Source organism: Ruegeria sp. N8, from assembly GCF_056531325.1.
Map to the genome: position 1 here is coordinate 1 of NZ_JBQFLQ010000019.1, position 26336 is coordinate 26336.

Below are 26336 nucleotides of genomic sequence, written 5' to 3' on the forward strand. Positions count from 1 at the left end.
CTCCTGTGAGGATCGACGGGTCCGATAACGCATGTGCAAGACTAGCAACATTGGAGCGATAGAGCTCGGACAGGTTCGGGTGTAGTCGCACCGGTGAAAACGCAGGCTCGGAGAGCGGCGCGTTCACATCACCCCCGCGGGAAAAGCCATGGACAGACTTGACGGACTGGGCCAGTGGTCGCGAGGACAAAAAAGAGAATTTGACCACCCTGATGGGTCACTTGAGATCGCGGTTACGCGGTGCCTCTGACGGGACGGTCATTATCGATGTTGAAGATCATTCCGTCCAATAGTTCCTCCAGATCGGGGCGTGCTGCCGGACCGTTTGAGATGTCTACAAGCATCAAACTGCCATCTGGTCGGATTGCGAATGTCCCAGGCTCGGCAAACATATCCGAGGTTTCCGCCTCGGACAGGGGTTCAGAGACATACAGTCCCAGATCGCGCATTTGCGGGACTGTAAGCCCATAACATAGATCGAAATTCCATCCGAACTCATCGCGGTCTGCCAAAGCCTTGTCCAGAGAATCGGCCGAGACCACAATGACATTCATCCGATCGGTCCAATCGGCCAGCCGTGCATTTAACTTGTTCAAATAGCGTTTGCAGCGAGGACAATGCCGACCGCGATAGACAAACAACATTGTCCAACGATCGGTTGCTGTGCCAATCGCCCGTGTACCGCCATCCACATGCGCAAAACTGGTCGGAGTAACCTGTTTGCCAACATTTGGTTTTGTCATTTTATTTTCCCCCTCACATTTTGCGCCTTGTCCGATTCACCCCAGCGAAAACGGTGGCCTTCCTGCCCGGTTTTAGGCGCTTTCAAACAGGATTTCCTTCTTTCTGTCGGCATCCTGCTGGCATAAGGCAAAATCGTCTTCATGCAGAAAGCCCCGTGGAGCGGGCGCAATTTCGAAATGTCCGAATTCATCCTGGCCTGAAACCAGCGCGACCAGAGTACGCGCGCCATTCTTTTGTTTCATCGACGGTTTGATGAACCGAAGGGCGGCGCCGATCCGGCGATCATTGGTTTGGTTGGGGCCCGAAGCGTGAAACAGATGGCCGTGGTGGATCGAGGCCTGACCAGCGTGCAACGCGGCGGTAACCGTGTCAGCCTCGTCGACATTCACCGCTATCTCCTGTCCGCGCGACAGCAGGTTGTTCTCATCGAAAGTGTCCACATGTGGGACGATACGGTTCTGGTGGCTGCCGGGAACAAACCGCATACAGCCGCTTTGCTCGGACGCCTCTGAGAGGGCCACCCAACATGTGACTTCCTGCGCATCGTCCAAACCCCAATATGTCAGGTCCTGATGCCACGAGACAATTTTGGGCGACCGCGCTTCTTTAACGAATAGGGCGCCGCTCCAGACCATGAGATCGGGGCCCAGAACAGGCGAGACTGCAGCAATCACATTAGGATGGCGCAATAACGCATCAAAAGAGGGTATCAGCCGATCGGGATAGGAATACAGCAGTTTCAGTCGCTGGCTGTCGCCCGAAACTGCGTCTTCGGCCCTTTCGAAGTCGTCGCGCAACCTTTGCGCTTCGCTTGGGGTCAGAATATCCAGCGGCGAAACATATCCGTTCTTTTCATAGTCACCGCGTATGTCGAGAGTTTCGTTTCGCATTGTCATCCTGTTCTGTCTCGGATCACTTGACCAAATATCATTCCTTCAACCAAGTAAATTTGTCCAAAGCGGGTTCCCGCAGGCCGCATTTGCATAGCGTATCCCAAGACACCGGTCGCATTCAGACGGCCGAAACCAGGGCGATCCCAACCACCGCCAGCAACGAGGCCGCCATTGCCAGGTTTATCCGACGGTGCCACGTCTCGCTGATATCCAAACTGCCAAGTTTCGCCCCGGCGCTGAGCCAGATCAGGTGCACGGGCACCCAGATCAGGTTGAATAGGATGATCTTGATCACTGCCTCCCAGATCGGGGCGTCGGGCAAAAAGGCGAACCCGGAAAACAGCGCAGTGCTGACGACATAGGCTTTAGGGTTGATGAATTGCAGCGTCAGCCCGTTCAGAAACCCAAGCGGCGTCGCAGCAGGCGCAAATCCCACACGCGACCCGGCACTTGCGATGCGCCATGCCAGAAACACCAGATAGCTCACCGACGCGATCAGCAACACTGTCCTCAGGAAGGGCACAGCCAAGGCCACAGCGGCAACGCCCGAGATCACCAGCAGCATGTTGATGAACCCGCCCAGCATCAACCCGGCGACAAACGCAAAGCCAGCGCGAAACCCAAAGGCCGAACCGATCCCCGCCGTTGTCAGCACGCCGGGACCAGGTGTGATCAGCAGGAAAAAGACCGCAACGATGAACTCGATCATGCGCCGGCGTGGCCTGCTAGAAGTTCTGGCATTCCGGCACCGGGGTCAAAACCGATCCGTCTTGCAGATGTTGCAGCAGGTTATCGACGGTCAGGTCGCCCATGGCGGCGCGGGTTTCAACCGTCGCGCTTCCGGCGTGTGGCAGCAATACGACATTCGGCAGATCGCGTAGCGCTTGCGGCACGTGTGGCTCTTTTTCGAACACGTCCAATCCGGCCCAGCCCAGATCGCCCTGTTGCAGCGCCTCGATCAGGGCCGTTTCGTCCACAACCGAGCCTCGGCTGACGTTAATCAGCGTGCCTGCCGGGCCCAAGGCTTTCAGCACCTCGGCATTGACCAACTTGTTCGTCGCGGGCCCACCCGGCGTGATGCAGATCAAAACGTCCACATGCGCGGCCATATCCACCAAGGAGCCGAAATACTGATAAGGTACATCCTTTTGGCTGCGTGAATGGTAAGAGATTTCGGGTGACCAAGGGGCCAGCTTGTCCGCAATCGCCTGACCGATGCGGCCCAGACCCAGAATGCCGATCTTTTGACGATCAGCCGAACGGGTCAGGGGCGCGTTGCCTTCAGCCTCCCACCGGCCAGACCGGACATAGGCATCGTCGCGCACCAGCTCGCGGTAGCAGGACAACATCAGCAGAACGGCGGTTGTGGCGACCTCGTCATTCAGCACATTGGGGGTGTGGGTTACGACAATACCCAGCTGCGCGGCGGCCTTGGCATCAACCGCGTCATAGCCGACGCCATAGACGCTGATCGCCTTGAGGTTTGGCAAAGACGTCATCAGATCGGTCGGGATGCCGGCATGCCCGTTTGTGATGACATGTGTGATGTCTGAGGCTTCGTATTGATCCAACTGATGAATGTTGAAGGCCGGAGACAGGCGGGATTGCATCCGCTCGGTGATATTTCCGATTTGCAGGAGGTCGGGCATCGTGGCGCACCTTTTTATCTGTAAATGGGCGGGGTTTGTGCCCCGCCGAGAGGTGTCAGTGATTGTCGCGCGGGGTGAATTTGCGGGCGATGTCGCGGTAGTTTTCAGCCCCTTTCAGGATCATCCCGCGATCCAGCTGATCCACCTTTTCGCGGAAGATTTCCTGCCACGGTGACTGGTGAGGTGGCATTTCATAGCCGCCATTGGTTTCCAATGCGCGGGCGCGCTCGTTCAATTCGTCCAGCGGCACCAGCATGTCGGCCGTGCCCTTGCCCAAGTCAATGCGCAGACGATCACCGTTCTGGACCAGAGCCAAGCCGCCACCAGCCGCCGCCTCGGGCGCCGCATTCAGGATCGAGGGGCTGCCCGAAGTGCCCGATTGCCGCCCGTCGCCGATGCAGGGAAGCGCTTCGATACCCTGTTTCAACAGGTAGGACGGCGGTCGCATATTCACCACCTCGGCCGCGCCCGGATATCCCTTGGGACCTGCACCGCGCATGATCAGGATGCAATTGGCGTCGATATTCTCGGATGGGTCGTCAATGCGGTGGTGGAAATCCTCTGGGCCATCAAAGACGACCGCGCGCCCTTCGAATGCGTTGGGGTCCTCGGGGTTTGACAGATAGGCTTTGTGAAAGGCGGGCGAAATGACCGAGGTCTTCATGATCGCACTCTCGAACAAATTGCCCGACAGATTGATGAACCCGGCCTGTTCCTTGATCGGAGCGCTGACCGGCTTGATGACGTCATCGTTCAACGACCGGCGCGCCGCGCAGTTTTCGCCCATCGTCTTGCCATTGGCCGTCACCGCATTGGGATGCGGCAGCACGTCGGCGGCGATCAATTCACCAATGACGGCGGGAACACCGCCCGCATGTTGGTAATCTTCGCCCAGATACTCACCTGCTGGCTGAAGGTTGACCAGCAGCGGCACGTCATGGCCCAAATTTTGCCAGTCGTCATTGTCCAGCGGCACACCCAGATGGCGGGCAACCGCGTTCAGGTGGATCGGAGCGTTGGTCGAGCCGCCAATGGCCGAGTTCACGACGATGGCGTTTTCAAAGGCTTCGCGGGTCATGACATCGCTGGGGCGCAGATCCTCCCATACCATTTCGACGATCCGACGCCCGGTTTCATAGCTGATCTGGCCACGTTCACGATAAGGGGCCGGGATGGCTGCTGATCCTGGCAATTGCATCCCCAGCGCCTCGGCCAGAGAATTCATCGTTGTCGCAGTGCCCATGGTGTTGCAATAGCCAACGGACGGGGCGGCAGCGGCGGCGATATCCATGAACTCATCGGTGTCGATATTGCCCGCCGCCAAGTCTTCGCGCGCGGACCAGATCACGGTGCCGGATCCGGCGCGCTTGCCCTTCCACCAACCGTTCAGCATTGGGCCGACCGACAGTGCAATCGCGGGGATGTTTACCGTCGCCGCCGCCATCAGCAGCGCCGGAGTGGTCTTGTCACAGCCGATATTCAGAACCACACCATCCAACGGATACCCATAGAGGCTCTCCACCAGCGACAGATAGGCCAGGTTACGATCCAGCGAGGCTGTGGGCCGCTTGCCCGTCTCTTGAATCGGGTGAACAGGGATTTCGATACAGGTGCCGCCGGCCGCAATGATGCCGTCGCGGACACGTTTGGACAGCTCGATATGGTGCCGGTTGCAAGGGCTCAGGTCGCTACCGGTCTGGGCGATCCCGATGATAGGCTTGCCGGATTGAAGCTCTTCCCGCGTTAGGCCGTAATTCAGGTACCGCTCAAGATACAGCGCTGTCATCTCGAGGTTTTCGGAGTTCATAAACCATTTGCGCGATCGCAGGTCTTCTTTGTTTATCTTTTTTGTCATCGGCCGAATTCCCTGTCCTTTTGATCGGTTTGGTTTGTGGTCATCGCGTTTTCTCCGCGCAAAATACCGCAAACCGAATTGCGTGCCCGGTGCCAGCGCTTTCGCAGCTAGGCACTATCGGGTTGGTTTGATTTGAACCCTTTTCGAAACTTTCCATGATTTCGAGATTATGAAGACGAATCGAAAATGGATTTTCAATCTTAATAGTGCCAAAAAGACCTCAAAGTAAGAATTATTAGCGCTATCATTTGCCGCGCCGGGAAATGTGACAATAGAGCGCCGGGCAGGCGCTCCAAAAGGAACTGGCGAATGAAGCAAGGATCAATCGCGTCCCAGCTTGGGGTCAGGGTGCTGGGCTCTATTCGTCAGGCAATCTGGAACAGCTGACCGGAATGGTACGGCCCTTGGAGGAAAACTAATTGTTTCTGGTAGATTCGGCGGCCCAGACCGTCACCGGGAAAAGTGCAAAAATCGCCACGTGCTCTGATCACCGTGCGGCTGTTTTGGCAACTTGATTGAAGAAAAGGATGAGGCCGCATTGGATCACGTGGATTTGTCTAAGAAACTAAAGCAACGGAACGGGGGTATCACGTGAAAAAGATACTGATCATAGGTGGCGGCGGAATGTTGGGCCAGAAACTGGCGCAGCGCATCCGGACCGAGCAGGTTTTTGGCTCTGACGTCGAACTTACGCTGTTCGATCAATCCTTTCCGCCCAGCGGGGTCGTTGGCACGCAGATAGCAGGCGATATTGCTGCGATGGGCACAGCACAGGATTTGGCGGCCCGTCGGCCTGATTTGGTGTTTCACCTCGCAGCTATTGTGTCAGGTCAGGCGGAAACGGATTTCGCCTTGGGTTGGGATGTCAATCTGATGGCCACATGGGCGCTACTGAACGCTCTGAAAGTTGAACATGACGCATCTGAAGGGGAATACCGGCCCAGGTTTGTATTTGCCTCTTCCATCGCCGTATTTGGGGCGCCCTTCCCGGACAAGATCGACGACGAATTCCTGTCGGCACCTTTGACCAGCTATGGCGCGCAGAAAGCGGCGTCCGAGTTGTTGATTACAGATTTCAGCCGCAAAGGGTATATCGACGGCCTGTCGCTGCGCCTGCCGACCCTGTGCGTGCGCCCCGGCAAGGCCAATGCTGCGGCCTCATCGTTCTTCTCGGGCATTATCCGAGAGCCGCTGAACGGTGCCGAGGCGATCCTGCCGGTGGCCGATACCGTGCGCCACTGGCACGCCAGCCCTCGGTCAGCGGCCCAGTTCCTGACTCATGCTGCCGATCTGGATACCCGACTTTTGGAGGGCCGCCATGCGCTGAATATGCCCGGCATCAGTTGCACGGTCGCCGAACAGATCGAGGCGCTGCGCAATGTGGCAGGGCAGGAGGCCGTGGACAGGATCAAACACGTGCCGGAACCGGCCATCGAAGCCATTGTCAAGAACTGGCCACGCGACTTTCAAACCGACCGCGCGCTGAATCTTGGTTTCAGGGCCGAATCCAGTTTTGAAGAGATCATCCGAATTTATCTGGAAGATGACCTGAATTTCTAAGCGTCCAGCGTTTCGCCGGTCAGGTGCCGTTTCAGGTGGTCGTGTATTTTCTGTTGGGTCAGCTTCGGGTCGCCTGAAAGCGCAGCCTCAAGAATATTGGCGTGATGTTCGATATTCATCGAAATGAATTCGAACCGGCGATCCGCGACCATCAATTGTTGCCGGAATTGCGCATAGACGCGTCCATGCATTTGTTTCAGCGTCTCTGATCCGCAGGCTGAAATCAGAGTTTCATGAAACTCTTTCTCGGCGGCGAACCAGATATCGATCAGGTCACTCGGATCGTCTTTGTCGCGGATGCGCCTTTCGATGTGACTTAGTTTGTGATGAGCTGCGGTTAGGCGTGCCTCCCAATCGACGCCGCCGTTTTGGATCGACAATGCGGTTCCCTCTGCTTCCAGCAGAATGCGGACATGGGTCAGTTCGATCAACTTCTGGGGCGCGCGTTGCGGCACGCGGAACCCGCGTTGTTCCTGAAAATCTGCAAGGCCCACAGCAGCAAGCCGGAACAGGGCTTCACGGACCGAACTGGCTGAGCACTTGTATTCTTTCCGCAAGTCTTCCGCCCGAAGCTTGGCCCCGTGTTCGAATCCGTTCGAGATCAGCCGCACCTTAAGATCTTGATAAATATCGACTTCAGCGGTCATCGAAAGAGTTGTCCTGAACGTTACCCTTCGCTCTTCCTATCCCTAATTTCGTTTTTGGGCAATAATCTCGAAATTACGCTCAATTTCACATTTTACTTGTCGCATGCGATTCGGCGTCCTAACGTCAGGCAGCGTCGTTCAAGAGAGGGCTTAGAAACCTTCAGCACGCCACGCTCAACGTCTGGGAGGACAATATGAAATTATTGACGACCGCGGCCGCTGTGGCCGTAGCCACGACCATGGCCGCGACATTCGCCGCTGCCGAAACCACAAAACTGCGCATTCAAACCCATTTCTCGCCGGAACAGCTGTCGGGCAAGATGGCGGCCAAGTTCATCGAGGACATCACCGAAATGTCCAACGGTGAGATCGAGGTCGAGATGTTCTATTCCTCGTCCGTCGTCAAATCGGTCGAGACATTCGACGCCGCCGCAACGGGCATTCTGGATTGCGATATGACGGGTGGCGGCTATCAGACCGGTAAGAACCCCGCATTCCAATTCGCAGGCGATCTGCTGGGTGGCTATCAGAACCCCTATCAGCAGATGGCATGGCTGCTGCATGGCGGTGGCCGCGATGCGCTGAACGAGCTGTATAACGGCTATGACATGGAATTCGTCGGCTGGTGGATTCCGGGACCGGAATCGCTGTCCTCGACCAAACCGATCGCAACGGTCGAAGACTTCAAGGATTGGAAATTCCGTTCGCCTCCGGGTCTGGCCACGAAAGTGTTCGCCGAGCTGGGTGCCTCGCCGATCGTGATGGACTTTAACGAGATCTTCACGGCGCTGGAAACCGGCATCATCGACGGTGCCGACGCGGCGAACCTGACCAACAACGTGGGTCTGGGTCTGTATGAGATCGCGGGTCACACCAACTTCCCGGGCTTCCACTCGATGCCAGCGGATCACCTGGCCTGCCGCAAGGATGTCTGGGAATCCATGCCCGCGCATCATCGCAAGATCATCGAGGTCGCGATGGACAGCCTGGCCCTGCACAACGCCACGATCAACGAGGTGCAGAACGCGCAAACCGCCAAAGACCTGCGCGCCCAGGGTATCCAGCTGTATGAATGGACCCCGGAAGATCTGGCCGCTTACCGCGATGCCGTTCAGGTTGGCTGGACCGAGTTTGCCACCACGCCCGAAGCCAAGGCGCTGTTGGAAAGCCACATTGCGTTCCTGAAAGACATGGGTGCGATGAAATAATCGGCGTCATGCTGAGACGATCCTTCGGAAAGGCTGCGATCCGTGGCCTTTCCGGACCTTTCTCAGGGACGTATGTCGAATGAAAATCACCAAGATCATTAGTCACGTCCTGCGCTACGACATGCCCGAGGTTTTGGGCTATTCGCAGCAATATTACGACAAGCGCAGCGCGCATCTGGTCGAAGTTCAGACCGACGAAGGCGTTACCGGATGGGGTGAGTGTTTCGGCCCCGGTACGGTCGCTCTTGCCAACAAAACCATTGTCGAACAGGTGATCCAGCCCATGGTGCTGGGATCGGATCCGATGGACCGCGACGTGATCTGGCACAAGGTCTACAACCTTCTGCGAGATCATGGGCAGGGTGGCATGCCCCTTCAGGCCCTTTCGGGTGTGGATATCGCTCTTTGGGATATCGCTGGCAAAGTGGCGGGCCTGCCGCTGCACAAGCTGATTGGTGGTGCGCATCGCAGTTCGGTCCCCTGTTATGGCTACGGTATGATGCTGCGCGATGAACCCGTCGATGATCTGGCGCGCCGCTTTACGGACGAGGCCGCCGCGATCAAAGAGATGGGCTTTGTCGCCACAAAGATGAAAACCGGCTTTGGCCCCGAACCAGACGTCAAGCTATGTCAGGCCGTGCGGCGCGGTGTCGGCGACGATTTCCGGTTCATGGTCGATGCCAACCACGCCTATACCACGTCGGATGCGTTCTATGTGGGACGCGCTCTGGACGAGCTTGGAGCCTATTGGTTTGAAGAGCCTGTCGCGCCCGAGGATACCGACGGATACCGCGAGTTGCGCAAAGGGCTGAAAACCAACATCGCTGGGGGCGAGGCGGTGTTCAATCGGTGGTCGTGGCGCACTCTGCTGGAAAGCCGTGGTTTGGATATCGCCCAGCCCGAGGTTTGCGCCTTGGGTGGCGTATCCGAGTATCTGCGGATTCTGGCCTTGTGCCACGCCCATTTCACTCCGGTCGTCAATCACGTCTGGGGCAGCGCAATTGCCGTGTCCACAAACCTGCATCTGCTGGCGGCAATGCCTCCGATGCCGGGCGGCCTGCACCCGTGGGAGCCGATGCTGGAGTTTGACACCACGGACAACAAATTCCGGGACGATCTGCTGACCGTTCCTTTGGACATTCAGGGTCAGGTCAAAGCTAACGCAGGCCGTGTCGCGGTTCCGACCGGGCCGGGCATCGGCGTCGAGCCCGACCGCGACTTCATAGATCACTTCCGGGCCAGGACATAACGACAGGGGGCAGGAAATGCAGAAATCCACGGGTGGAATTATTGAATGGCTGATACCCTTGGCCTTTGTCGGAACGGCCAGTTGGCTGGTCTGGCACCTGCCTGCCTTTCTGCTGGATTGGCTGCCCTACACTTCGGAATCATTGAAGTCTCAGGTGCAGGAGATTTACCTGCGCGCCGACATCACGCCAAATGCCGCTGGCATCTTCGGCGGACATATCGACATTTTTGACATGCTCGCGCTGATCCTGACTCCGATACTTGCGGTGATCGGTGCCCAAACCGTGCGCCCGGCTGCAATGGAGTATGGCGGGCTCAGCGCCATCGACCGATTTGCCCTGTTCATTGGGCGCGTCACCATGATGATGATCGCCATCATGACCATTGTGATGCTTTACGAGGTCTTCCTGCGTTACATTCTGGAAAAACCCACCGAATGGGCCAACGAGATGACCCTGTGGTTCGCCAGCTTCGTCTTCCTGATGTCTGGCTACTACGGGATGCAGCAGCGCAGCCACATCCGCATTTTCCTGCTATACGACGCCGTGCCACGATGGCTGCAACGGGTGTTCGACACGATCTCGACCGTTCTGATCGTGCTTTTCGCCTTCTTCCTTGTCTATGGCAGCTACAAACAGGTCTTCGTCAACAAATTGTATAAATGGGAGCTGTTCGGCTCGGCCTTTAACCCGCCGATCCCGGCGACCCTGCAACCGATGGTGCTGATCGTCATTACGCTGGTGGCGTTTCAGGCGGTCGTGAACCTGATCTCGGATTGGAACAAGGAACCCGAGATTCACACTGACGAACCTGATGAAGAAGAGATTGAAATGCTGAAAAAAGCAGTGGGGCAAGACTGATGGATATTGGAACAATCTCACTGATCCTGATGGTCGCACTTATCGTCTTGCTGGCCATCGGGATGCCGCTGGGTCTGGCCTCGGCCTCGCTGGCGGTTCTTGTATTGGTGCTGAAATTCGAGCCCAACCTGCTGCTCAACCCATTTTCCTTTGGCGACGGGCTGCTGACCGGCAGGCCTGGGACGGGGCCGCTCTATATTCTGGCACAGAAAATATACGGGCTCTTAACGGATTACGTGCTCATATCCGTGCCCTTGTTCATCTTCATGGCCTCTCTGCTGGAACGCTCGGGGATCGCCAAGGACATGTATTCCTCGCTCAATATCTGGTTGTCGCGGACGCGGGGCGGGATTGCCATCGTCACCTCGATCATGGCGGTGATCATGGCGGCGATGTCGGGGATTATCGGGGGTGAGGTCGTTCTGCTGGGCCTGATCGCCCTGCCGCAGATGTTGCGGCTGGGGTATAACCAGAACCTCGCCATCGGTGTGATCTGTGCGTCGGGCTCGTTGGGGACGATGATCCCGCCGTCAATCGTGTTGATCATCTATGGTCTGATCACCGAAACCTCGATCAAGTCGCTGTTCACCGCGTCCTTCATCCCCGGCTTCATGCTGGCGTCGATGATCATCCTCTACATCATCATCCGCACCCGGCTGAAACCCGATGATGCCCCCTTGCCTGAACCCGACCCGAACGACCCCGAGCCGACCGAAAAGCGCAAGCTGTTCGCCGCGTTCATGTGTATCGTCGTTGCCGGATTTTCCACCGTTCTGTTCATCCGGGCCGCGTTCTTCGAACTGTCAGGATCGAATGCCGCCAGTCAGGGTGAGCCCGCGCGGTTCGGGACGGCGGATTACCTGCCCTGGTTCGCAGGCATAACCATTGTTGCGCTGCTGCTGATCTTCTTCGTCTTCGGCAAAGAGCGCGCGCGCGTTGGCTGGCATATGGGCAAAGGGCTGGTCGCACCGATGGTTGTGATCGGCGTGGTTCTGGGTTCGATCTACGGCGGCATCACCGGTATCACCGAGGCTGCCGGAATGGGCGCGTTCGCTGTTCTGATCATCGCCATCCTGCGCGGAGAAGGCTCGTTCGAGCTGGTCTGGGACAGTCTTATGCGCACTCTGAAATCCACCGGTACGATCATCTGGGTCACGATTGGTGCCGCATCGCTGGCGGGGGCCTATACCATCGCGGGCGGACCGCAATATGTGGCTGATCTGATCGTGGGTCAGGAATTGCCACCGATGCTGGTCATTCTGGTGATGATGCTGATCCTGCTGTTCATGGGCGCGTTCATGGATTGGGTCGGGATCGTCTTGCTGATCATCCCGGTCTTCCTGCCCATCGTGCTGCGCCTGCCCATCGAAGAGATCGGCCTGATCGGCCAGCTGCAGCCAAATCACGTAGCGATCTGGTTCGGCGTGGTGTTCTGTATGAACATGCAGGTCAGCTTCCTGTCGCCGCCCTTTGGACCGGCCGCGTTCTATCTGAAATCGGTGGCCCCGCCGCATATCAGCCTGACTGATATCTTCCGCGGCTTCCTGCCCTTTATCGGCATCCAGATTCTGGCGCTTTCGGTGCTGCTGATCTGGCCCAATATCATCGCAATCCTGTTGTGAGGATCGACCCATGCTGACGCAAGAGCAAATCTCACGTTTTGAAACCGATGGCTATCTGGTCGTGCCAGACGTTATTCCGCCTGACATTCTGAACCGGGTGATCGACGAATACTCGACCCTGCTGGATGGGCTTTATGCGGACTGGTTCGCGCAAGGTCTGGTGCCCAGCCCCGAGGGTCTGGATTTCTGGGGCAAGCTGCTGGCCGCTTACGAGGCCCGGTGCGACTATTTCCAGCCCATGGATATTTCTCTGCCCGGCGACCGGATCATGGCCGATACGCCTTTTCACATCGGACCCGCCGTGTTCGAGATGATGACCGCCAAGCCGCTTTTGGACGTGGTCGAGCAACTGATCGGCTCGGAACTGACCAGCAACCCCATTCAGCACGTGCGCCTGAAACCTCCGGCGCGGAAGCTGGCAAATGATGAAATCCGCGCGCATATTACTGCAACGGACTGGCATCAGGACCGGGCTGTTGCGCTGGAGGATGCGGACCAGACCGACATGGTCACTGTTTGGATCGCGGTGAACGATGCGACGGTCGAAAACGGCTGTTTGCAAGTGCAGGCCAAAGCCCCGGATCAGGACATCCTGCCCCATTGCGCGCGCACCCAGACCGGGATCGCGGACGGGTTTGTGGATGAGACGACTGCTGTCCCCCTGCCGGTCACAGCCGGAGGCATCGTCCTGTTTCACCCTCTGACCCCGCATGCCTCGCTGGTCAACACCACGGATCAATTCCGCTGGTCCTTCGACATACGCTACAGCGCGACGGGGCAACCCACAGGGCGCGAGCATTTCCCGGATTTCGTGGCCCGGTCCCGCGTCAACCCTGACCGCGAATTGCACGACTGGCGTGTCTGTCGCTCGAACTGGGAGGCCGCCCGCGCGCGTCTGGCCACCCAGCCGCATATCGACATTCATCGGTGGGACTCGACCTCTCCGTTCTGCGCATGAGGGAAACCGGACATGACATCTGTTCTGGCAGATAACGGCTCCACGCCGTGCGCAACAGGAGCAGCGCAGTGAAACGTATCCTCGTCGTTGGCGGCGGGCTGATCGGCATTCGCCATATCCAAGCCGTTAAGCAACATCCGGGCTGTCATCTTGTGGGGCTTGCTGACCCGGACATGTCGATCCGTGTGGACGCAACCCGGTTCGCCAGTATGGATGACGTTCAGGACGATGTGGACGGCGTCATCATCGCCACCCCTACGCATCTGCACGCCGCGCATGGCATGGCGGCGGCAGCACGCGGATGGCATATGCTAATCGAAAAACCCGTTGCCGGCACCGTGGCCGAGGCGCAGGCGCTGGCCCGTGCCCTTGAACAGGCTCAGGTCCGCAGTCTGGTCGGCCACCATCGCCGCTATCACCAAGTCCTTCAACATCTTAAGGCCAAGATCGCCGAGGGCGTCATCGGGCGGGTCATCAATGTCTCGCTTTTATGGGCGATGCGAAAGCCGGACGCTTATTTCGAACAGAACTGGCGCACCTCGGGCGGCAGCCCGGTGATGATCAATCTTGTCCACGACATCGACGTTTTACGCTTTGTCATCGGCGAGATTAGCGAGATTGCCGCCTTGCGAGGCGCTTCACTGCGCGAGACGGACAGGATTGAAAGCGGCGCGGTGGCGCTTGCATTTGAAAACGGGGCGACGGGAACCATCAGCTTCGCCGATACCGCGCCCAGCCCCTGGGGGTTTGAGGCCGGGATCGGCGAGAATCCCAATATCGGCACCACCCATCAGGACATGATGTGGATCACCGGCACAAGAGGGGCCATCAGTTTCCCGTCGCTGACTCTGTGGCAGGGCAAGGATTGGGGCACCCCGTCAGAGCGCGTGGAGTTCGACAAACCGGCCCAAAGCTGCGTGCCGCTGGACGCGCAGTTGGATCATTTTCTCGACGTGATGGACGGGGTCGCTCCGCTGATTGATGTGGCCGACGCCGCGCGTACCCTTGCGGTCGCCACCCGGATTGAAGAGGCGTTGGCGAAACAGAGTGCGGGCTTGCCGGTGCGGGCCTGAACACGCGCTCGCAAAGGATGGGCGCAGAGACACTTAAGACGAATTGATGGAAAGGAATTCGCATGAGCAAACCTTCTGTTGGATTTATTGGCCTCGGGCTGATGGGCGGGGCCATGGTCAACCGGTTGCTGGACATGGGCTATGCGGTCACGGTTCTGGGCAACCGCGATCGCACCCATCTGGATGCTGCGATCGCCCGCGGCGCGGTTGAGGCACAAAACGCAAAAGATCTGGCTGCTGCCAGTGACATCGTGATGCTATGCATGGGCACTTCGGATCAGGTCGAGGCGCGGATGCGCGGGGAAAACGGCGTGATTGCGGGTTTGAAGCCCGGCGGCATTGTGGTGGACTTTGGCACCTCGCTGCCCGGCAGCACGCGGACCCTCGCGGATGAGGTTTCTGCCGCCGGGGGCAGCTATCTGGACGCACCGCTGGGGCGCACGCCCTCACACGCGCTGGAGGGCAAGCTGAACATCATGGCCTCGGGGGATCAGGCCGCTTTCGACACCGCAAAACCTGTGCTCGAAGATCTGGGTGAGAACGTGTTCCACCTTGGAGCCGTCGGCTCGGGGCACACGATCAAGCTGATCAACAACTTCTTCGGCATGACCGTGGCCAATGCCATGGCCGAGGCTTTCGCCATGGCCGATGTGGCTGGGGTGGATCGCAAGCAGTTGTACGATGTGATGGCTGCGGGGCCACTGCATTCGGGGATGATGGATTTCGTCACCGCCTACGGCGTTAATCAGGACCCGAACCAACTGGCCTTTGCGATTAAGAACGCAGCCAAGGATATCGGGTATTACGACCAAATGGCGCGCGATGCGGGTGTCAGTAGTGTGATGTCACAGGGCACCTTGGCCGCGTTGAACGATGCGCGCGACACTGGTCAGGCGGACGATATGGTCAGCCAGATGGTCGACTATTACGTCAACCGGTTCAAACCCTAGGCGATGGCCGTCGCCGCCCGATCGACCGCAGATTTGCCGCGTCTGGGCATCGTGTTGATGCTTCTGGCGTGGCTGCTGTTTTCCTTTGTCGATTTGGGGGCGAAATGGCTGGCCGTCGCCGGATTTCCGGCCTTTCAACTGGCGTTCATGCGCTATGCGGGCCATTTTGTGATCTCGCTGGGTGTCATCGCAAAGGGGGGCTTCCAGCCCAGCCGGTTTCATACCGATCATCCGTGGCAACTGATCAGCCGGGCTCTGCTGCTGATTTCGGCCACGGTGTTCAACTTCTACGCCCTTCGGTTCTTGCCGCTGACAGCGGTGTCTGCGATCATGTTCTCAAGCCCGGTGATCGTGTGTTTCCTGTCGGTCTTTGTCCTGAAGGAAACCGTGGGGCCGTGGCGGTGGTTTGCCATCCTTCTGGGCTTTGTTGGCGTCCTGGTGATCGTCCGCCCCTTTGGCGCGGTGTTCCACCCCACCATGTTACTGATCGTCTACAACGCGACGGCACTGGCGCTGTATTCGATCATGACCCGACGGCTGTCCGGGGTCGTGTCGGTTGATACGATGCAGTTCTATCTGGGCCTCACTGGAACAGTTGTCCTGTTGCCCTTTGCGGTGTGGTTCTGGATGCAGCCCGAAAACCTGTGGAGCATGATCGTGCTGATCGGACTGGGCGTCTTCGGATGGGGCGGCCACCAATTGCTGACAAACGCGCATCGCTTTGGCACCGCCAACCAGTTAATGCCCTTTACCTATTCCTTCCTAATCTACATGGCGATCTGGGGTTATCTGTTCTTCGATACCGTGCCGGACGCCAGCACGCTGACGGGGGCTGCGCTGATCATGGGCGCCGGGCTGATCATCTGGAAACGGGAGAAGCGATAGCGGCCCTTATCCCCTCACCGCAGCCAACACATCTTGCGCCCCTATGATCTGCAACAGCGCTTTGTCCGGCTCATCCTGCTGGGTCGCCTGCGCGATGTCTGCCGCCAAGGGATCGTTCAGCGCGCGTCCTTGGACGGTTTCTGACACACAATAGGCAATCCATGCCCGTAACCCTTCGGCAACCGCTTTTGATCCGGTCTCGCGCAGGGTGGGGATGAACCTGTAGGGCAGTTTCTGGCTGCCATCCATCGCGATCTGATCCAGTCGGTGGGCGAGTTCGGGGTTCTCGAACCGGGCAATCAAGGCGGCGGCATAGTTTGGGACCTGATCCTGTACCTCGTCTGGCAGCGTTCTTCCGGCATCGGCCATCAAATCCTGTACAAGCGGACGCAGAACAGGGTCGCGGATCGCCTCATGCACATAGGTTAGCCCACGTCCCAACCCCGCGTAGGCCAGCAGCGAATGCGCACCGTTCAGCATTCGCAATTTGCGCAATTCGTGCGGAGCGACGTCCTTGACGAATTGCACGCCCGGCCAGTCGGGGCGTGGGCCTGCGAAGTTGTCTTCGATCACCCATTCCGAGAACGCTTCGGTCGGGACGGCCATGGGATCGCCGCTGATGGCGCGCACCGCATCCGTGGTCGCCGGAGTGATCCGGTCAACCATCGCGTTTGGAAAGCTCAGTCTGTCCCAGTTCAGGTCCAGCCCTGCGACCGCGGCGAAATCGGCAACGGCCGTTTTCAGGGCGTCGCCGTTGCCCACCCGATTGTCACAACTCAGCACCGATACCGGGCTATCGCGCACCGCAAGCCCGAAGGCCAGAAATCCGATCAGGGTCGACGGGCCTTGCCCTGCAAGATCAGAGGCGATGGCCGGATCGTCCAACTGCAACCGACCTGCGCTGTCCAGATGATAGCCCTTCTCGGTCACTGTGGCCGAGATGATATCTGCCTCAGCCATGGCCTGGAAAATCGCGTCTCGGTCATCGGGCAGGGTCAGAACATCGCGCAGAACCCGGATGCGCCGGACACCTTGACCCTGCACGCACAGGTCATAGTCAAACCCTTGCTGCGCCAACCCGTCCCGGATCGCTGTAGACCGCAAGCTGACTCCGACCAAATCCCAGCCCTGCGCCTGATCGGTGTAGTCCAGCAAATGCGCACGAGCGAAGTTGCCGAGACCGAAATGCAGTATCAGCCCCATACTATAGCTCCAGCCCGTAGACCTGCCGCGCCAGATCAGTGGTCAAAAGTTGCGCCAGCCGTTCAGCGTCGGCCATCCCGAAATACCCACGATCGATTTGCTGGGACAGATGCAGCGCCACGCCGCGCCGCCACATGTCGTGGCGCGCCGGGATCGACAGAAAGGCACGGGTGTCGTCGTTGAACCCGGCCAGATTGAAGTAACCTGCCGTTTCCACCACTTGATCGAAATAGCGCGCGATCCCCGCAGGGCTGTCATGGAACCACCAGGGCGGGCCAATGCGCAGACAGGGCCAGTGACCCGCCATCGGGGCCAGCTCTCGGGCATAGGTGCCCTCGTCCAGTGTGAACAGGATGATACGTAGCTTTGGCGAATTGCCAACACGGTTCAGCAGCGCGTCCAGTCCGTGCACCCAATCCATCGCGATGGGAATGTCTGCCCCTTTGTCACGCCCGAAGCCCTGCATCACAGCGCGGTTGGTGTTGCGTCTGCTGCCCGCGTGGATTTGCATGGTCAGCCCGTCCTCGACCGACATCTGCGCCATTTCGATCAGCATGTGACCATAGAACCGCCGGGCATCCTCGGCGCTGCCTGCGCCCTGCCGCAACCGTTGATAGATCGGGTCGGGATCGTCCAGCCATTCGGTCTGCACTTTCTCGATCCCGTGATCGGTGGCCGTGCAACCCAGTTCGATGAACGCGGCACGCCGCTGGCGCAGGGCTTCAAGATAGCCGCTGAAGCTACCGACATCACAACCGGTCATCGCACCCAGTGCAGTCAGGTTCTGGACGAAATCCGGGTCCGCTCCATCCAGAACCCCGTCGGGGCGGAAAGTTGGAACAACGCGCCCGCTCCAACCGCTGTCGCGGATCGCTTTGTGAGGGGCCAGATCATCCAGAACCGAGTCCGTGGTGGCCAGAACCTCGATCCCGAACCGTTGGAAGAGCGCCCTTGGCCGGAACGCGGGCTGCGCCAGACGGGCGGCAATCTGATCATAGATCGCATCGGCGGTGTCCGGCGACAGATCTTGAGAAACCCCCAGAGTTTCCCGCAGAACATAGCTGATCCAGATCCGCGACGGGGTGCCCAGAAACAGGTCCCAATGAGTGGCAAAAGCGCGAAACACCTGACGCGGGTCCGCATCGCGTCCCGCAGGGCCCACCCCCAGTTGCTCTAGCGGAACGCCTTGGGAATAGAGCATGCGGAACACATAGTGATCGGGCACCACCAGCAGCTCGGCCGGGTTGGGAAAGGCTGCATCCTGCGCGAACCAGCTTGGGTCGCAATGACCGTGCGGGGACACGATGGGCAGGTCTTTGATGCCCAGATACAGGTCTTCTGCCATGCCCTTTAAATTGCCTGTCAATTTCCCCTCCGTGCTTTGCCCAAGGAACAGTTAACACATTTTTTACGGCTTGCATCTTTCGGGTACAAAGCCTCAGACTGATCCCAGGAACCGGGGGGAAGAATGAACATTGCGCTGATTGGTTTGGGGATGGTTGCGGGCACCCATGTTGCTGCGATCTCCGCATCGGACCCCGGCTTGACGCTGGCTGGTGTTCTGGGGCGTGACCCTGGAAAAACCGCGCAAATTGCGAACCGGCATGGCACGCGGGCCTATGCATCGGTTCAGGAGATCGCCAATGATCCATCCGTCGATTTCGCAATCATCGCCACCCCACCGGACCAGCGCTTGTCACTTGTGCAAACCCTTGTAGCGGCAGGTAAACCTATTCTCATGGAAAAGCCGGTTGAGCGGGATTTACAAGCCGCCACCCGGATCGTCGAACTGTGCGAAACTGCCGGGGTGCCGCTGGGCATCGTGTTTCAACACCGCGCACGAGCGGCCTCGGCTGCGCTGAAGGCGGCCTTGGAGGCAGGCGAGCTGGGCTCAATCGCGACGGTCGATATCTGTGTGCCGTGGTGGCGTGACCAAAGCTACTATGACGCGCCGGGGCGCGGCACCTATGCGCGCGATGGCGGTGGTGTGATGATCTCGCAGGCGATCCATACGCTGGATCTGGCCATGTGGCTGCTGGGGCCGATCACCTCGGTTCAGGCCATGATGCGGCAGACGCCTCTGCATGATCTGGAGGCCGAGGATTGGGCCGGTGCTTTATTCGAAACTGAAAGCGGCGCTATCGGCAATTTGATGGCCACCACCGCCGCATTTCCGGGCATGGCCGAGACCATCACGATCCAAGGCACCCGCGCCAAGGCGCATCTGGGCGCAGGCGTATTGACGATCACCGCGATGGATGGAACTCAGACAACCTTTGGCGAGACGGCAACGACCGGGGGTGGCGCCGATCCGATGGCCTTTACCCATGAATGGCACCAATCGGTGATTGAAGATTTTGCCGAAGCGATCCGCACGGGCCGTCCGCCCATGGCCACGGGCCGCAGCGCGCTTTTGACCCATGCGGTCATTGATGCGATGCAAATCGCCAGCGAAACCGGCCTGAAAACGAGAGTATCCGCATGAGCCTGACCTGCGTCGCCCTTGGGCTGGATCACCGCCATATATATGGCATGACTGAAAACATGCGCAAAGCGGGGGTTGTCTGTGTCGGCTATTGGACGGAGGGAGACCCCGTCACTCTGCCTGGCTATGTCAAACGGTTCCCCGACATCCCCCGGTTTGACCGCCTGGAGGACGCGCTTGGCTGCGGTGCCGATCTGGCCCTGGTCTCGGCCATTCCGGCAGACCGCGCGGCGCTGACGGTCAAGGCCATGCAAAACGGCATGGACGTCATGAGCGACAAGCCCGGCTGCACATCCTTCGAACAGTTGGATCAGATCAAACGGGCCGTGGCCGAAACCGGGCGCATATGGTCGGTTAATTTCTCGGAACGGTTCGAAACCGCCGTTAGCACCCGCGCCAGCGAGTTGGTTTCGGCAGGGGCTATCGGGCGGGTCGTGCAGACCATCGGGTTGGGCCCGCACCGCCTGAACAAACCCACCCGACCGGACTGGTTCTTCAAACGCGACCGGTACGGGGGGATTTTGGCTGATATCGCCTCGCACCAGATTGATCAGTTTCTGCACTATACTGGGTCGGATACGGCCCAGATCACCAACGCATTCGTCGCCAACTATGCCAATCCCGACGACCCCGAATTGCAGGATTTCGGAGAGCTGAGCCTGCGCAGCGCCCATGCCACTGGCTATATCCGGGTGGATTGGTGCACGCCCGATGCGCTGCCCAATTGGGGTGATGGGCGGCTGACGATCTTGGGAACCGAGGGGTATATCGAACTGCGTAAATATGTGGACGTAGGCGGCGCACCCGGTACAGATCACCTGATTCTGGTCAATGGTGAGCGGTGTGAAAAGATCGACGCCTCAGGCGCTGGCCTGCCGTATTTCGCGCGTCTGGCCCATGATATCCAACACCGCACCGAAACCGCGATGACGCAGGCGCATTGCTTCACGGTCATGGAACTGGCGCTGCGGGCGCAGGAAATGGCAGAGGCGTCATGATCAATGTCGCAATCCTCGGCGCGGGTATCGGAGCGCAACATCTGGCGGCGCTGTCTCAGCTTGGCGATAGGTTCCGCGCGGCCGCCGTTGTCGATAAGGATGCAGCCCGGATTGAACAGATCAGGGGCGATGCTGATTTCGCGGCGCTGACCGAGATTCAGGATGCACTGGATGATCCCTCCATCGACCTTATTGATATCTGCCTGCCGCCGCATCTGCATGTGCCGATCACGCTGGCCGCGCTGAAGGCCGGAAAGCACGTGGTGTGCGAGAAACCTCTGGCCACCTCGATGCGGGATGTGGACCAGATCATCGAAACAGCGCGAAACACGGGCAAGCAGGTGTTTCCGGTCTTTCAATACCGCTGGGGCCCGGCCCTGTCGCAACTCCGCCACTTACAGAATGAAGGTCTGACCGGCGCCGTCCAGACCGCCGCGCTTGAAACGCACTGGTCGCGCGGGGCCGATTACTACGCTGTCCGCTGGCGCGGAACGTGGGAGGGCGAGCGCGGTGGGGCTGTGCTGGGCCATGCGATCCACAACCACGACCTGCTGACGCATATCGCGGGTGACATTGCGTCGGTTTCGGCGATGGTGACAACGCGGGTCAACCCGATCGAAACCGAAGACTGCGCGGCCATCTGCTTTGCCATGACATCGGGCGCGTTGTGCACCAGCAACATCACTCTGGGCGCGGCAACGGACGAAACACGCCTGCGGATCGTGTTTGAACACCTGACCGCAACCTCGGGCACCGAACCTTACGCGCCGGGTCAGGCGAAATGGACCTTCACGGCCCGCGACCCCGCCCGGCAGAAAGACATCGACACCGTGCTTAGCCGCGCACCCACGGAACCCGCCGGATTTGAGGGGTTTTTCGCAGAAATCAGCAAAGCCCTGCGCGGGCAGCCGAACACGGCGGTGACGCTTGCCGAAGGTGCGGCCTCGGTCAGTCTTGTCGCCGCGATCTACCATGCGGCACGCAGTGGGCAGCGAGTGGCACTGCCCATCACACCCGATCACCCGCTTTATGAAGGATGGCTGCCATGAAACAATGCTGGCGCTGGTTTGGCCCAGAAGACCCGATTGCCCTGTCCGATCTGCATCAGGTGGGCGTTCAGGGCATCGTCACCGCCTTGCACCACATCCCGCCCGGTCAGCCTTGGGACGTCCCGGCTATTGCCGACCGGCAAGCCATGCTGGCCGAGGCTGGCTTTGAATGGGACGTCGTCGAAAGCCTGCCCGTTTCCGAGACGATCAAAACACAGACGACGGACATGGCAGCGCATCTTGAGGCCTATAAATTCAGCCTGCGCGCGCTGGCGTCTCGCGGGATTGAGGTGGTGTGCTACAACTTCATGCCGATCCTCGATTGGACCCGCACCGCCCTGCGCGCGCCGCAACCCCATGGCGGCTCTGCCATGCTGTTCGATCTGACTGATTTTGCCACGTTCGACATCCACATCCTGAAACGTCCCGGCGCGTCCGAGGATTATTCCGAACTTGTCCAGCACGCGGCCTCCAAACGGTTCGCCGAAATGTCCGACACGGCCAAATCCCGGCTGCAACACAATGTCACCGCCGGGCTACCGGGTGCCAATGACCAGTGGAGCGTCGAGGATGTCCGCGCCTTGCTCGAAACCTACCGCGACATTGACCGCACCCGCTTGCGCGCACACCTTGTCGACTTTTTGGCCGAGGTTGCCCCGGTCGCGCAGGAGCATGGTCTGCGCCTGTGCTGTCACCCGGACGATCCGCCGTTTTCTCTGCTCGGGCTACCGCGCGTGATGTCCAGCGTGGATGACTACGGTGCCGTTCTGGACGCGGTTGACCTGCCTTCGAACGGCGCGACGCTGTGCACCGGATCGCTGGGCGTGGCGGCCAGTTTCGACGGGCCGGAATTTGTCCGCAGGCATGGCAGCAAAATCCACTTCGCGCATCTGCGCAACACGAAACGAATTGCAGGATCGGACGCAGAAAAACCCGATTTCTACGAGGCCGCGCATCTGGAAGGCGACACTGACATGGCGGGCACCGTGCGGGAATTGATGGCCGAGCAGAAACGACGAAAACAGGCAGGCCGCAGCGATTGGCAAATTCCGATGCGCCCGGATCATGGGCAGGAGTTGCTGTCTGACCGGGGCGGCCACAGCACGCCGGGTTACCCTTTGATCGGCCGGATGCGCGGCTTGGCCGAACTGCGCGGTCTGATGGCAGCCTTTACCTGATTGACACTGCATTTAAGTGCTTGCCTGACGGCAGTAATCCCCGTTTACTGATCGCACCTAACCGGGCAGCGGGGTGTCTTTGGGACGCGCCCGACGTCTTTTGCAAGACGCGTGAAACCCCCGCGAAAACCGATGCAGGACCGCATCTTTTTCACAGCATCAGCCCGCTCCGATAGGGCTGAAAAACGGGAGGTTTCCGAATGAAAACCGCAGGCGTAATCGGTCTTGGGGATATGGGCAGCGGGCTGGCCAAGAACCTGATCAAGAATGGCTTTGAAACCTCGGGCTTTGACCTGAGCGAAACACGCATGGCCGCATTTGCCGATATGGGTGGGTTGGCAAAGGACAGCGTGGGTCAGGTGGGTCGTCACGCCGCCAGCGTGTTTGTCATGGTCATGAACGGCGATCAGGCCCGCGCGGTCATTCTGGGCGAGGATGGGCTGGTGGCCAACATGACCAAGGGCGGAACCGTGATCCTGTCGGCGACGATCACACCCGCCGAGGCGCGCGGCATTGCGCAGGACATGGAAGGGTCAGGCATTCACCTGATCGACACACCCGTTTCGGGCGGGTTTCCCGGCGCGCAGAATGGCACGTTGACGATGATGGCGGCCGCCGCGCCCGAGGTCCTGGACCAGAACGCCGAGGTGATGCAGGCCGTTTCCGGCACCATTCACCGGGTGGGGGAACATGCTGGCGACGGACAGACCGTCAAAGCCTGTCTGCAATCGCTGATCGGCTCGATCTTTTCGGCCACGTTCGAGGCTGCGGCCCTTGCTGCCAAGGCTGGTGTCAGCGGTCAGGCCCTGCTGGACGTGTTCGCGTCCTCCAGCGCAGGCTGCGGCGTGGTGAACACGGCGCTTGGAAACATCATTGATCGCAAGTTCGTCGCCACCGGCAGCCATATCGCCACCATGCACAAGGACCTGACCATATCGCTGGCCGTGGCCGGAGAGCTTGGGGTTCCGATGCAGACCGCCGCGTCCGCGATGCAGATCTTTCACGCCGGGAAAACGAAATACCCAGATGGCGACAACTGGATCTGCACAAAGGTGATCGAAGAGATCATCGGCGCCGAACTGCATCGCTAAAGGAGGCCCGTCATGAAATTAGGAGTTATTTGCGACGGGATTTCCCGCGATCTGAAACATGCGGTCGATGTCATGGATGAATTCGGTCTGGACTATGCTGAACTTCAATTCGTCGGCGATACCGAAGTGGGCGATCACAGCCCGCAGGAGATTGCCGAGATTGATGCGCTGTTGCGGGATCGGGGCAAACCCGTCTCATGCCTGTCGCGCCATATTTTCGCGGGTATGACAGCCGCCAACCAGCCCGGAGACGAGCTGCATGTCAAACATATGGACGCGCTGAAGCGGGTGATCGACATGGCGCATATCGTCGGCTCTCCGCTGGTACGGATCATGACCCAAAGGAAAGAACAGATTCTGTGGGGCAAAAACGGGGCCGAGAAATGGAACGTTGCCCATGGTGTCTGGGATACGATGCCGCCCCTGATCGCGCCTGCCGTAGAACTGGCTAAAGCCGAGGGCGTGACGCTGGTTGTCGAGACCGGGAACGGTACGCTGGTGAACTCGAACTACACCGCGCGCAAGCTGATTGACGATCTTGACGCCAAAGATGTGCTGAAGGTCCTGTGGGACCCCGGCAACAACTGCTGGTGTCATGAACTGGCCTATCCCGACGGGTATGACGAGCTGCGCGGTGGCTATCTGGGCCATATCCACATCAAGGACGTCAAGGTGGACACGCCACGCGCAACACTCGAAGTGCGCCGGATGGGCGAGGGTCAGCTGGCCGATCTGTTCGCCCCGATTGCCGCTGCTCTCCGCTCGGATGGCTATGACGGCGTGGTGTCCTTCGAAAGTGTCTATCACCCCGGCAATGGCAATTTCGAGGACGGGTTCCGTTTGTGCGTGGACCGGTTCAAAGAAGTGTTTGCGTAACGCGCGCACCTGTGCCCGCGTGACTTACGCGGGCACTTCCATATGTTCGGCGTTCAGCTTGTCCCAATCAAACTCGACCCCGATGCCCGGCGTATTCGGGGCCACCGCCAGACAGTTTTCAACGACCAGAGGGCGGGTCGTGTACTGGTCGATGGGAAAAGAATGAACCTCAAGCCAACCCGCGTTGGGTTGCGCGGACACAAGACTTACGTGCAGCTCCTGCATTCCGTGACTGCAAACCGGGATATTGTGCTTGGCGCTCAGCGCCGCGACCCGCAGCCAGCCGGTGATGCCTCCGCAATTCGACGCGTCGGGTTGGATGAAGCTTAGTTTGGCGTCGTCAAAGGCGTATTCGAACTCATGGATGGTGTGCAGGTTTTCCCCCATGGCCAACGGAACGCCCGTGGCGTCAGCGATACGGCCATAGCCTTTGTAGTCATCGGGAATCGTGGGTTCTTCGAACCACAGGATATCGTGCTCGGCAAAGCCCTTGGCGGCGGTGATCGCCTGATCCACTGTCATCGAATAATTGGCGTCGACCATAAAGAAGCGATCTGGCCCCAACATCTCGCGCACAGCTTTTGCGCGAGCCAGATCATCGGCCAGATCAGGCTGGCCGACCTTGATCTTCACTCCGTTGAACCCGCGTGACAGATAGCCCTCGGTCTGGCGCAACAACTTGTCGAGCGAGAAGTTCAGGTCGATCCCACCCGCATAAGCCTTGCAGCGGTCCGCTGTACCCCCGGCCATTTGCCAAAGCGGTGCGCCGGTGCGTTTGCCGCGCAGATCCCACAGCGCAATATCGACGGCCGAAATCGCAAATGAGGCGATGCCGCCCCGCGCCACGTAGTGCACATGCCACTGCATGGCGTCATACAGGTCTTCTATCCGATCGGCGTCCTGTCCGACCAGAAAAGGAGCCAAGTCATTTTGAATCATTGCCAGAATGGCATGGCCGCCCTTGCCTCCGGTATAGGTGTAACCGACTCCTTCGCCCCCATCATCAGTTCGAATCGTGACAGTGATCAGCTGGAAAAACGTGTGATCGCCGTGCTTTGCGTCCACCAGCACCTCGGTCAACGGAACATTGAACAATCGCGCCGAGAGGTTTTCGATACGTGCCACGGTCCAAGGCCTCTTTTGATGTGTCGATGTTTGGAAACTGTAAGAGGGTAAATGGAAAAAGAAAGCCCAAGATCAGCGGTAAGTAAGCCCTAGGGTCAGGACCCATTGATTTCCGTTCTTCGGCATGATTCACCGTTCGAAAATGAGCGGTGACATGTCTGACCTTTTCTGGCTGAGCG

At 59.1% G+C, this 26336-nt stretch carries 24 protein-coding genes; 15 read left to right on the forward strand and 9 right to left on the reverse strand.

The features are described from left to right. Positions 1 to 233 precede the first annotated feature (233 nt). From ACR0C5_RS19220 to ACR0C5_RS19240, 5 genes are all read right to left on the reverse strand, one after another. Positions 234 to 743, reverse strand: a complete 510-nt coding sequence (locus tag ACR0C5_RS19220; RefSeq protein ID WP_480503604.1) for a redoxin domain-containing protein — start codon at positions 741 to 743, stop codon at positions 234 to 236. Between the two features lie 72 nt (positions 744 to 815). After that, positions 816 to 1634, reverse strand: a complete 819-nt coding sequence (locus ACR0C5_RS19225; protein ID WP_480878514.1) for a phytanoyl-CoA dioxygenase family protein — start codon at positions 1632 to 1634, stop codon at positions 816 to 818. Between the two features lie 121 nt (positions 1635 to 1755). Next, complete coding sequence (locus ACR0C5_RS19230; protein WP_480878516.1) at positions 1756 to 2346, reverse strand: LysE family translocator; 591 nt, start codon at positions 2344 to 2346, stop codon at positions 1756 to 1758. Positions 2347 to 2362: 16 nt separating this feature from the next. After that, complete coding sequence (locus ACR0C5_RS19235; RefSeq protein WP_480878518.1) at positions 2363 to 3286, reverse strand: 2-hydroxyacid dehydrogenase; 924 nt, start codon at positions 3284 to 3286, stop codon at positions 2363 to 2365. A 55-nt stretch (positions 3287 to 3341) separates the two neighbouring features. Continuing rightward, positions 3342 to 5141 (reverse strand): IlvD/Edd family dehydratase, encoded by a 1800-nt coding sequence (locus ACR0C5_RS19240; protein WP_480878520.1) that lies wholly within the window; start codon positions 5139 to 5141, stop codon positions 3342 to 3344. A 591-nt stretch (positions 5142 to 5732) separates the two neighbouring features. Here ACR0C5_RS19240 and denD point away from each other — a divergent pair. Continuing rightward, positions 5733 to 6701 (forward strand): D-erythronate dehydrogenase, encoded by a 969-nt coding sequence (gene denD, locus ACR0C5_RS19245; RefSeq protein WP_480878522.1) that lies wholly within the window; start codon positions 5733 to 5735, stop codon positions 6699 to 6701. Here denD and ACR0C5_RS19250 read toward each other — a convergent pair. Then, the gene (locus ACR0C5_RS19250; RefSeq protein WP_170770816.1) at positions 6698 to 7348 is read right to left on the reverse strand and encodes a GntR family transcriptional regulator; all 651 of its coding nucleotides are present in this window, start codon (positions 7346 to 7348) and stop codon (positions 6698 to 6700) included. The two genes, denD and ACR0C5_RS19250, sit on opposite strands and share 4 nt — an antisense overlap. A 194-nt stretch (positions 7349 to 7542) precedes the next feature. On the opposite strand from ACR0C5_RS19250, the gene ACR0C5_RS19255 reads away from it, so the two are divergent. The 8 genes from ACR0C5_RS19255 (at position 7543) to ACR0C5_RS19290 (ending at position 16152) form a co-directional block, all read left to right on the forward strand. Further along, positions 7543 to 8556, forward strand: coding sequence for a TRAP transporter substrate-binding protein (locus ACR0C5_RS19255; RefSeq protein ID WP_170770814.1), 1014 nt, complete (start codon positions 7543 to 7545; stop codon positions 8554 to 8556). Between the two features lie 79 nt (positions 8557 to 8635). After that, positions 8636 to 9805 carry a mandelate racemase/muconate lactonizing enzyme family protein gene (locus ACR0C5_RS19260; protein WP_170791530.1) on the forward strand — a complete coding sequence of 390 codons (1170 nt, stop codon included), beginning with the start codon at positions 8636 to 8638 and terminating at the stop codon, positions 9803 to 9805. 16 nt (positions 9806 to 9821) lie between these two features. After that, complete coding sequence (locus tag ACR0C5_RS19265; RefSeq protein ID WP_480878525.1) at positions 9822 to 10664, forward strand: TRAP transporter small permease subunit; 843 nt, start codon at positions 9822 to 9824, stop codon at positions 10662 to 10664. Beyond that, positions 10664 to 12286 carry a TRAP transporter large permease gene (locus tag ACR0C5_RS19270; RefSeq protein ID WP_170791532.1) on the forward strand — a complete coding sequence of 541 codons (1623 nt, stop codon included), beginning with the start codon at positions 10664 to 10666 and terminating at the stop codon, positions 12284 to 12286. Before ACR0C5_RS19265 ends, ACR0C5_RS19270 begins: the two co-directional genes overlap by 1 nt. Before the next feature lie 10 nt (positions 12287 to 12296). Next, positions 12297 to 13244, forward strand: coding sequence for a phytanoyl-CoA dioxygenase family protein (locus ACR0C5_RS19275; protein WP_480878527.1), 948 nt, complete (start codon positions 12297 to 12299; stop codon positions 13242 to 13244). A 68-nt stretch (positions 13245 to 13312) separates the two neighbouring features. After that, positions 13313 to 14317, forward strand: coding sequence for a Gfo/Idh/MocA family protein (locus ACR0C5_RS19280; protein WP_480552544.1), 1005 nt, complete (start codon positions 13313 to 13315; stop codon positions 14315 to 14317). Between the two features lie 62 nt (positions 14318 to 14379). Next, on the forward strand, positions 14380 to 15267 hold the full coding sequence (locus tag ACR0C5_RS19285) for an NAD(P)-dependent oxidoreductase (protein WP_480857848.1): 888 nt from the start codon (positions 14380 to 14382) through the stop codon (positions 15265 to 15267). Positions 15268 to 15270: 3 nt separating this feature from the next. Next, a complete protein-coding gene (locus tag ACR0C5_RS19290; RefSeq protein ID WP_480878530.1) occupies positions 15271 to 16152 on the forward strand; it encodes a DMT family transporter in 882 nt (293 codons plus the stop codon). Positions 16153 to 16158: 6 nt separating this feature from the next. On the opposite strand, the gene ACR0C5_RS19295 is transcribed toward ACR0C5_RS19290, so the two are convergent. Further along, positions 16159 to 17355, reverse strand: coding sequence for a mannitol dehydrogenase family protein (locus ACR0C5_RS19295; RefSeq protein ID WP_480878531.1), 1197 nt, complete (start codon positions 17353 to 17355; stop codon positions 16159 to 16161). A 1-nt stretch (position 17356) separates the two neighbouring features. Then, positions 17357 to 18700, reverse strand: a complete 1344-nt coding sequence (uxaC, locus tag ACR0C5_RS19300; protein ID WP_170771556.1) for a glucuronate isomerase — start codon at positions 18698 to 18700, stop codon at positions 17357 to 17359. Between the two features lie 123 nt (positions 18701 to 18823). Here uxaC and ACR0C5_RS19305 point away from each other — a divergent pair, with 123 nt between their 5' ends. The 6 genes from ACR0C5_RS19305 to ACR0C5_RS19330 all read left to right on the forward strand — a co-directional run bounded on the left by ACR0C5_RS19305 (position 18824) and on the right by ACR0C5_RS19330 (position 25032). Further along, positions 18824 to 19840 (forward strand): Gfo/Idh/MocA family protein, encoded by a 1017-nt coding sequence (locus tag ACR0C5_RS19305; protein ID WP_170770797.1) that lies wholly within the window; start codon positions 18824 to 18826, stop codon positions 19838 to 19840. Further along, positions 19837 to 20838, forward strand: coding sequence for a Gfo/Idh/MocA family protein (locus ACR0C5_RS19310; protein WP_170770795.1), 1002 nt, complete (start codon positions 19837 to 19839; stop codon positions 20836 to 20838). The genes ACR0C5_RS19305 and ACR0C5_RS19310 overlap by 4 nt, the downstream gene beginning before the upstream one ends. Then, positions 20835 to 21887, forward strand: a complete 1053-nt coding sequence (locus ACR0C5_RS19315) for a Gfo/Idh/MocA family protein (protein WP_480878534.1) — start codon at positions 20835 to 20837, stop codon at positions 21885 to 21887. The genes ACR0C5_RS19310 and ACR0C5_RS19315 overlap by 4 nt, the downstream gene beginning before the upstream one ends. Continuing rightward, the gene (gene uxuA / locus ACR0C5_RS19320; protein ID WP_480878536.1) at positions 21884 to 23065 is read left to right on the forward strand and encodes a mannonate dehydratase; all 1182 of its coding nucleotides are present in this window, start codon (positions 21884 to 21886) and stop codon (positions 23063 to 23065) included. The genes ACR0C5_RS19315 and uxuA overlap by 4 nt, the downstream gene beginning before the upstream one ends. A gap of 200 nt (positions 23066 to 23265) precedes the next feature. Then, complete coding sequence (locus tag ACR0C5_RS19325; protein ID WP_170770789.1) at positions 23266 to 24156, forward strand: NAD(P)-dependent oxidoreductase; 891 nt, start codon at positions 23266 to 23268, stop codon at positions 24154 to 24156. A gap of 12 nt (positions 24157 to 24168) precedes the next feature. Beyond that, positions 24169 to 25032, forward strand: a complete 864-nt coding sequence (locus ACR0C5_RS19330) for a sugar phosphate isomerase/epimerase family protein (protein ID WP_170770787.1) — start codon at positions 24169 to 24171, stop codon at positions 25030 to 25032. A gap of 24 nt (positions 25033 to 25056) precedes the next feature. Here the strand turns inward: ACR0C5_RS19330 and ACR0C5_RS19335 are convergent, their stop codons facing one another. Next, complete coding sequence (locus tag ACR0C5_RS19335; protein WP_170791554.1) at positions 25057 to 26157, reverse strand: mandelate racemase/muconate lactonizing enzyme family protein; 1101 nt, start codon at positions 26155 to 26157, stop codon at positions 25057 to 25059. Between the last annotated feature and the right edge of the window lie 179 nt (positions 26158 to 26336).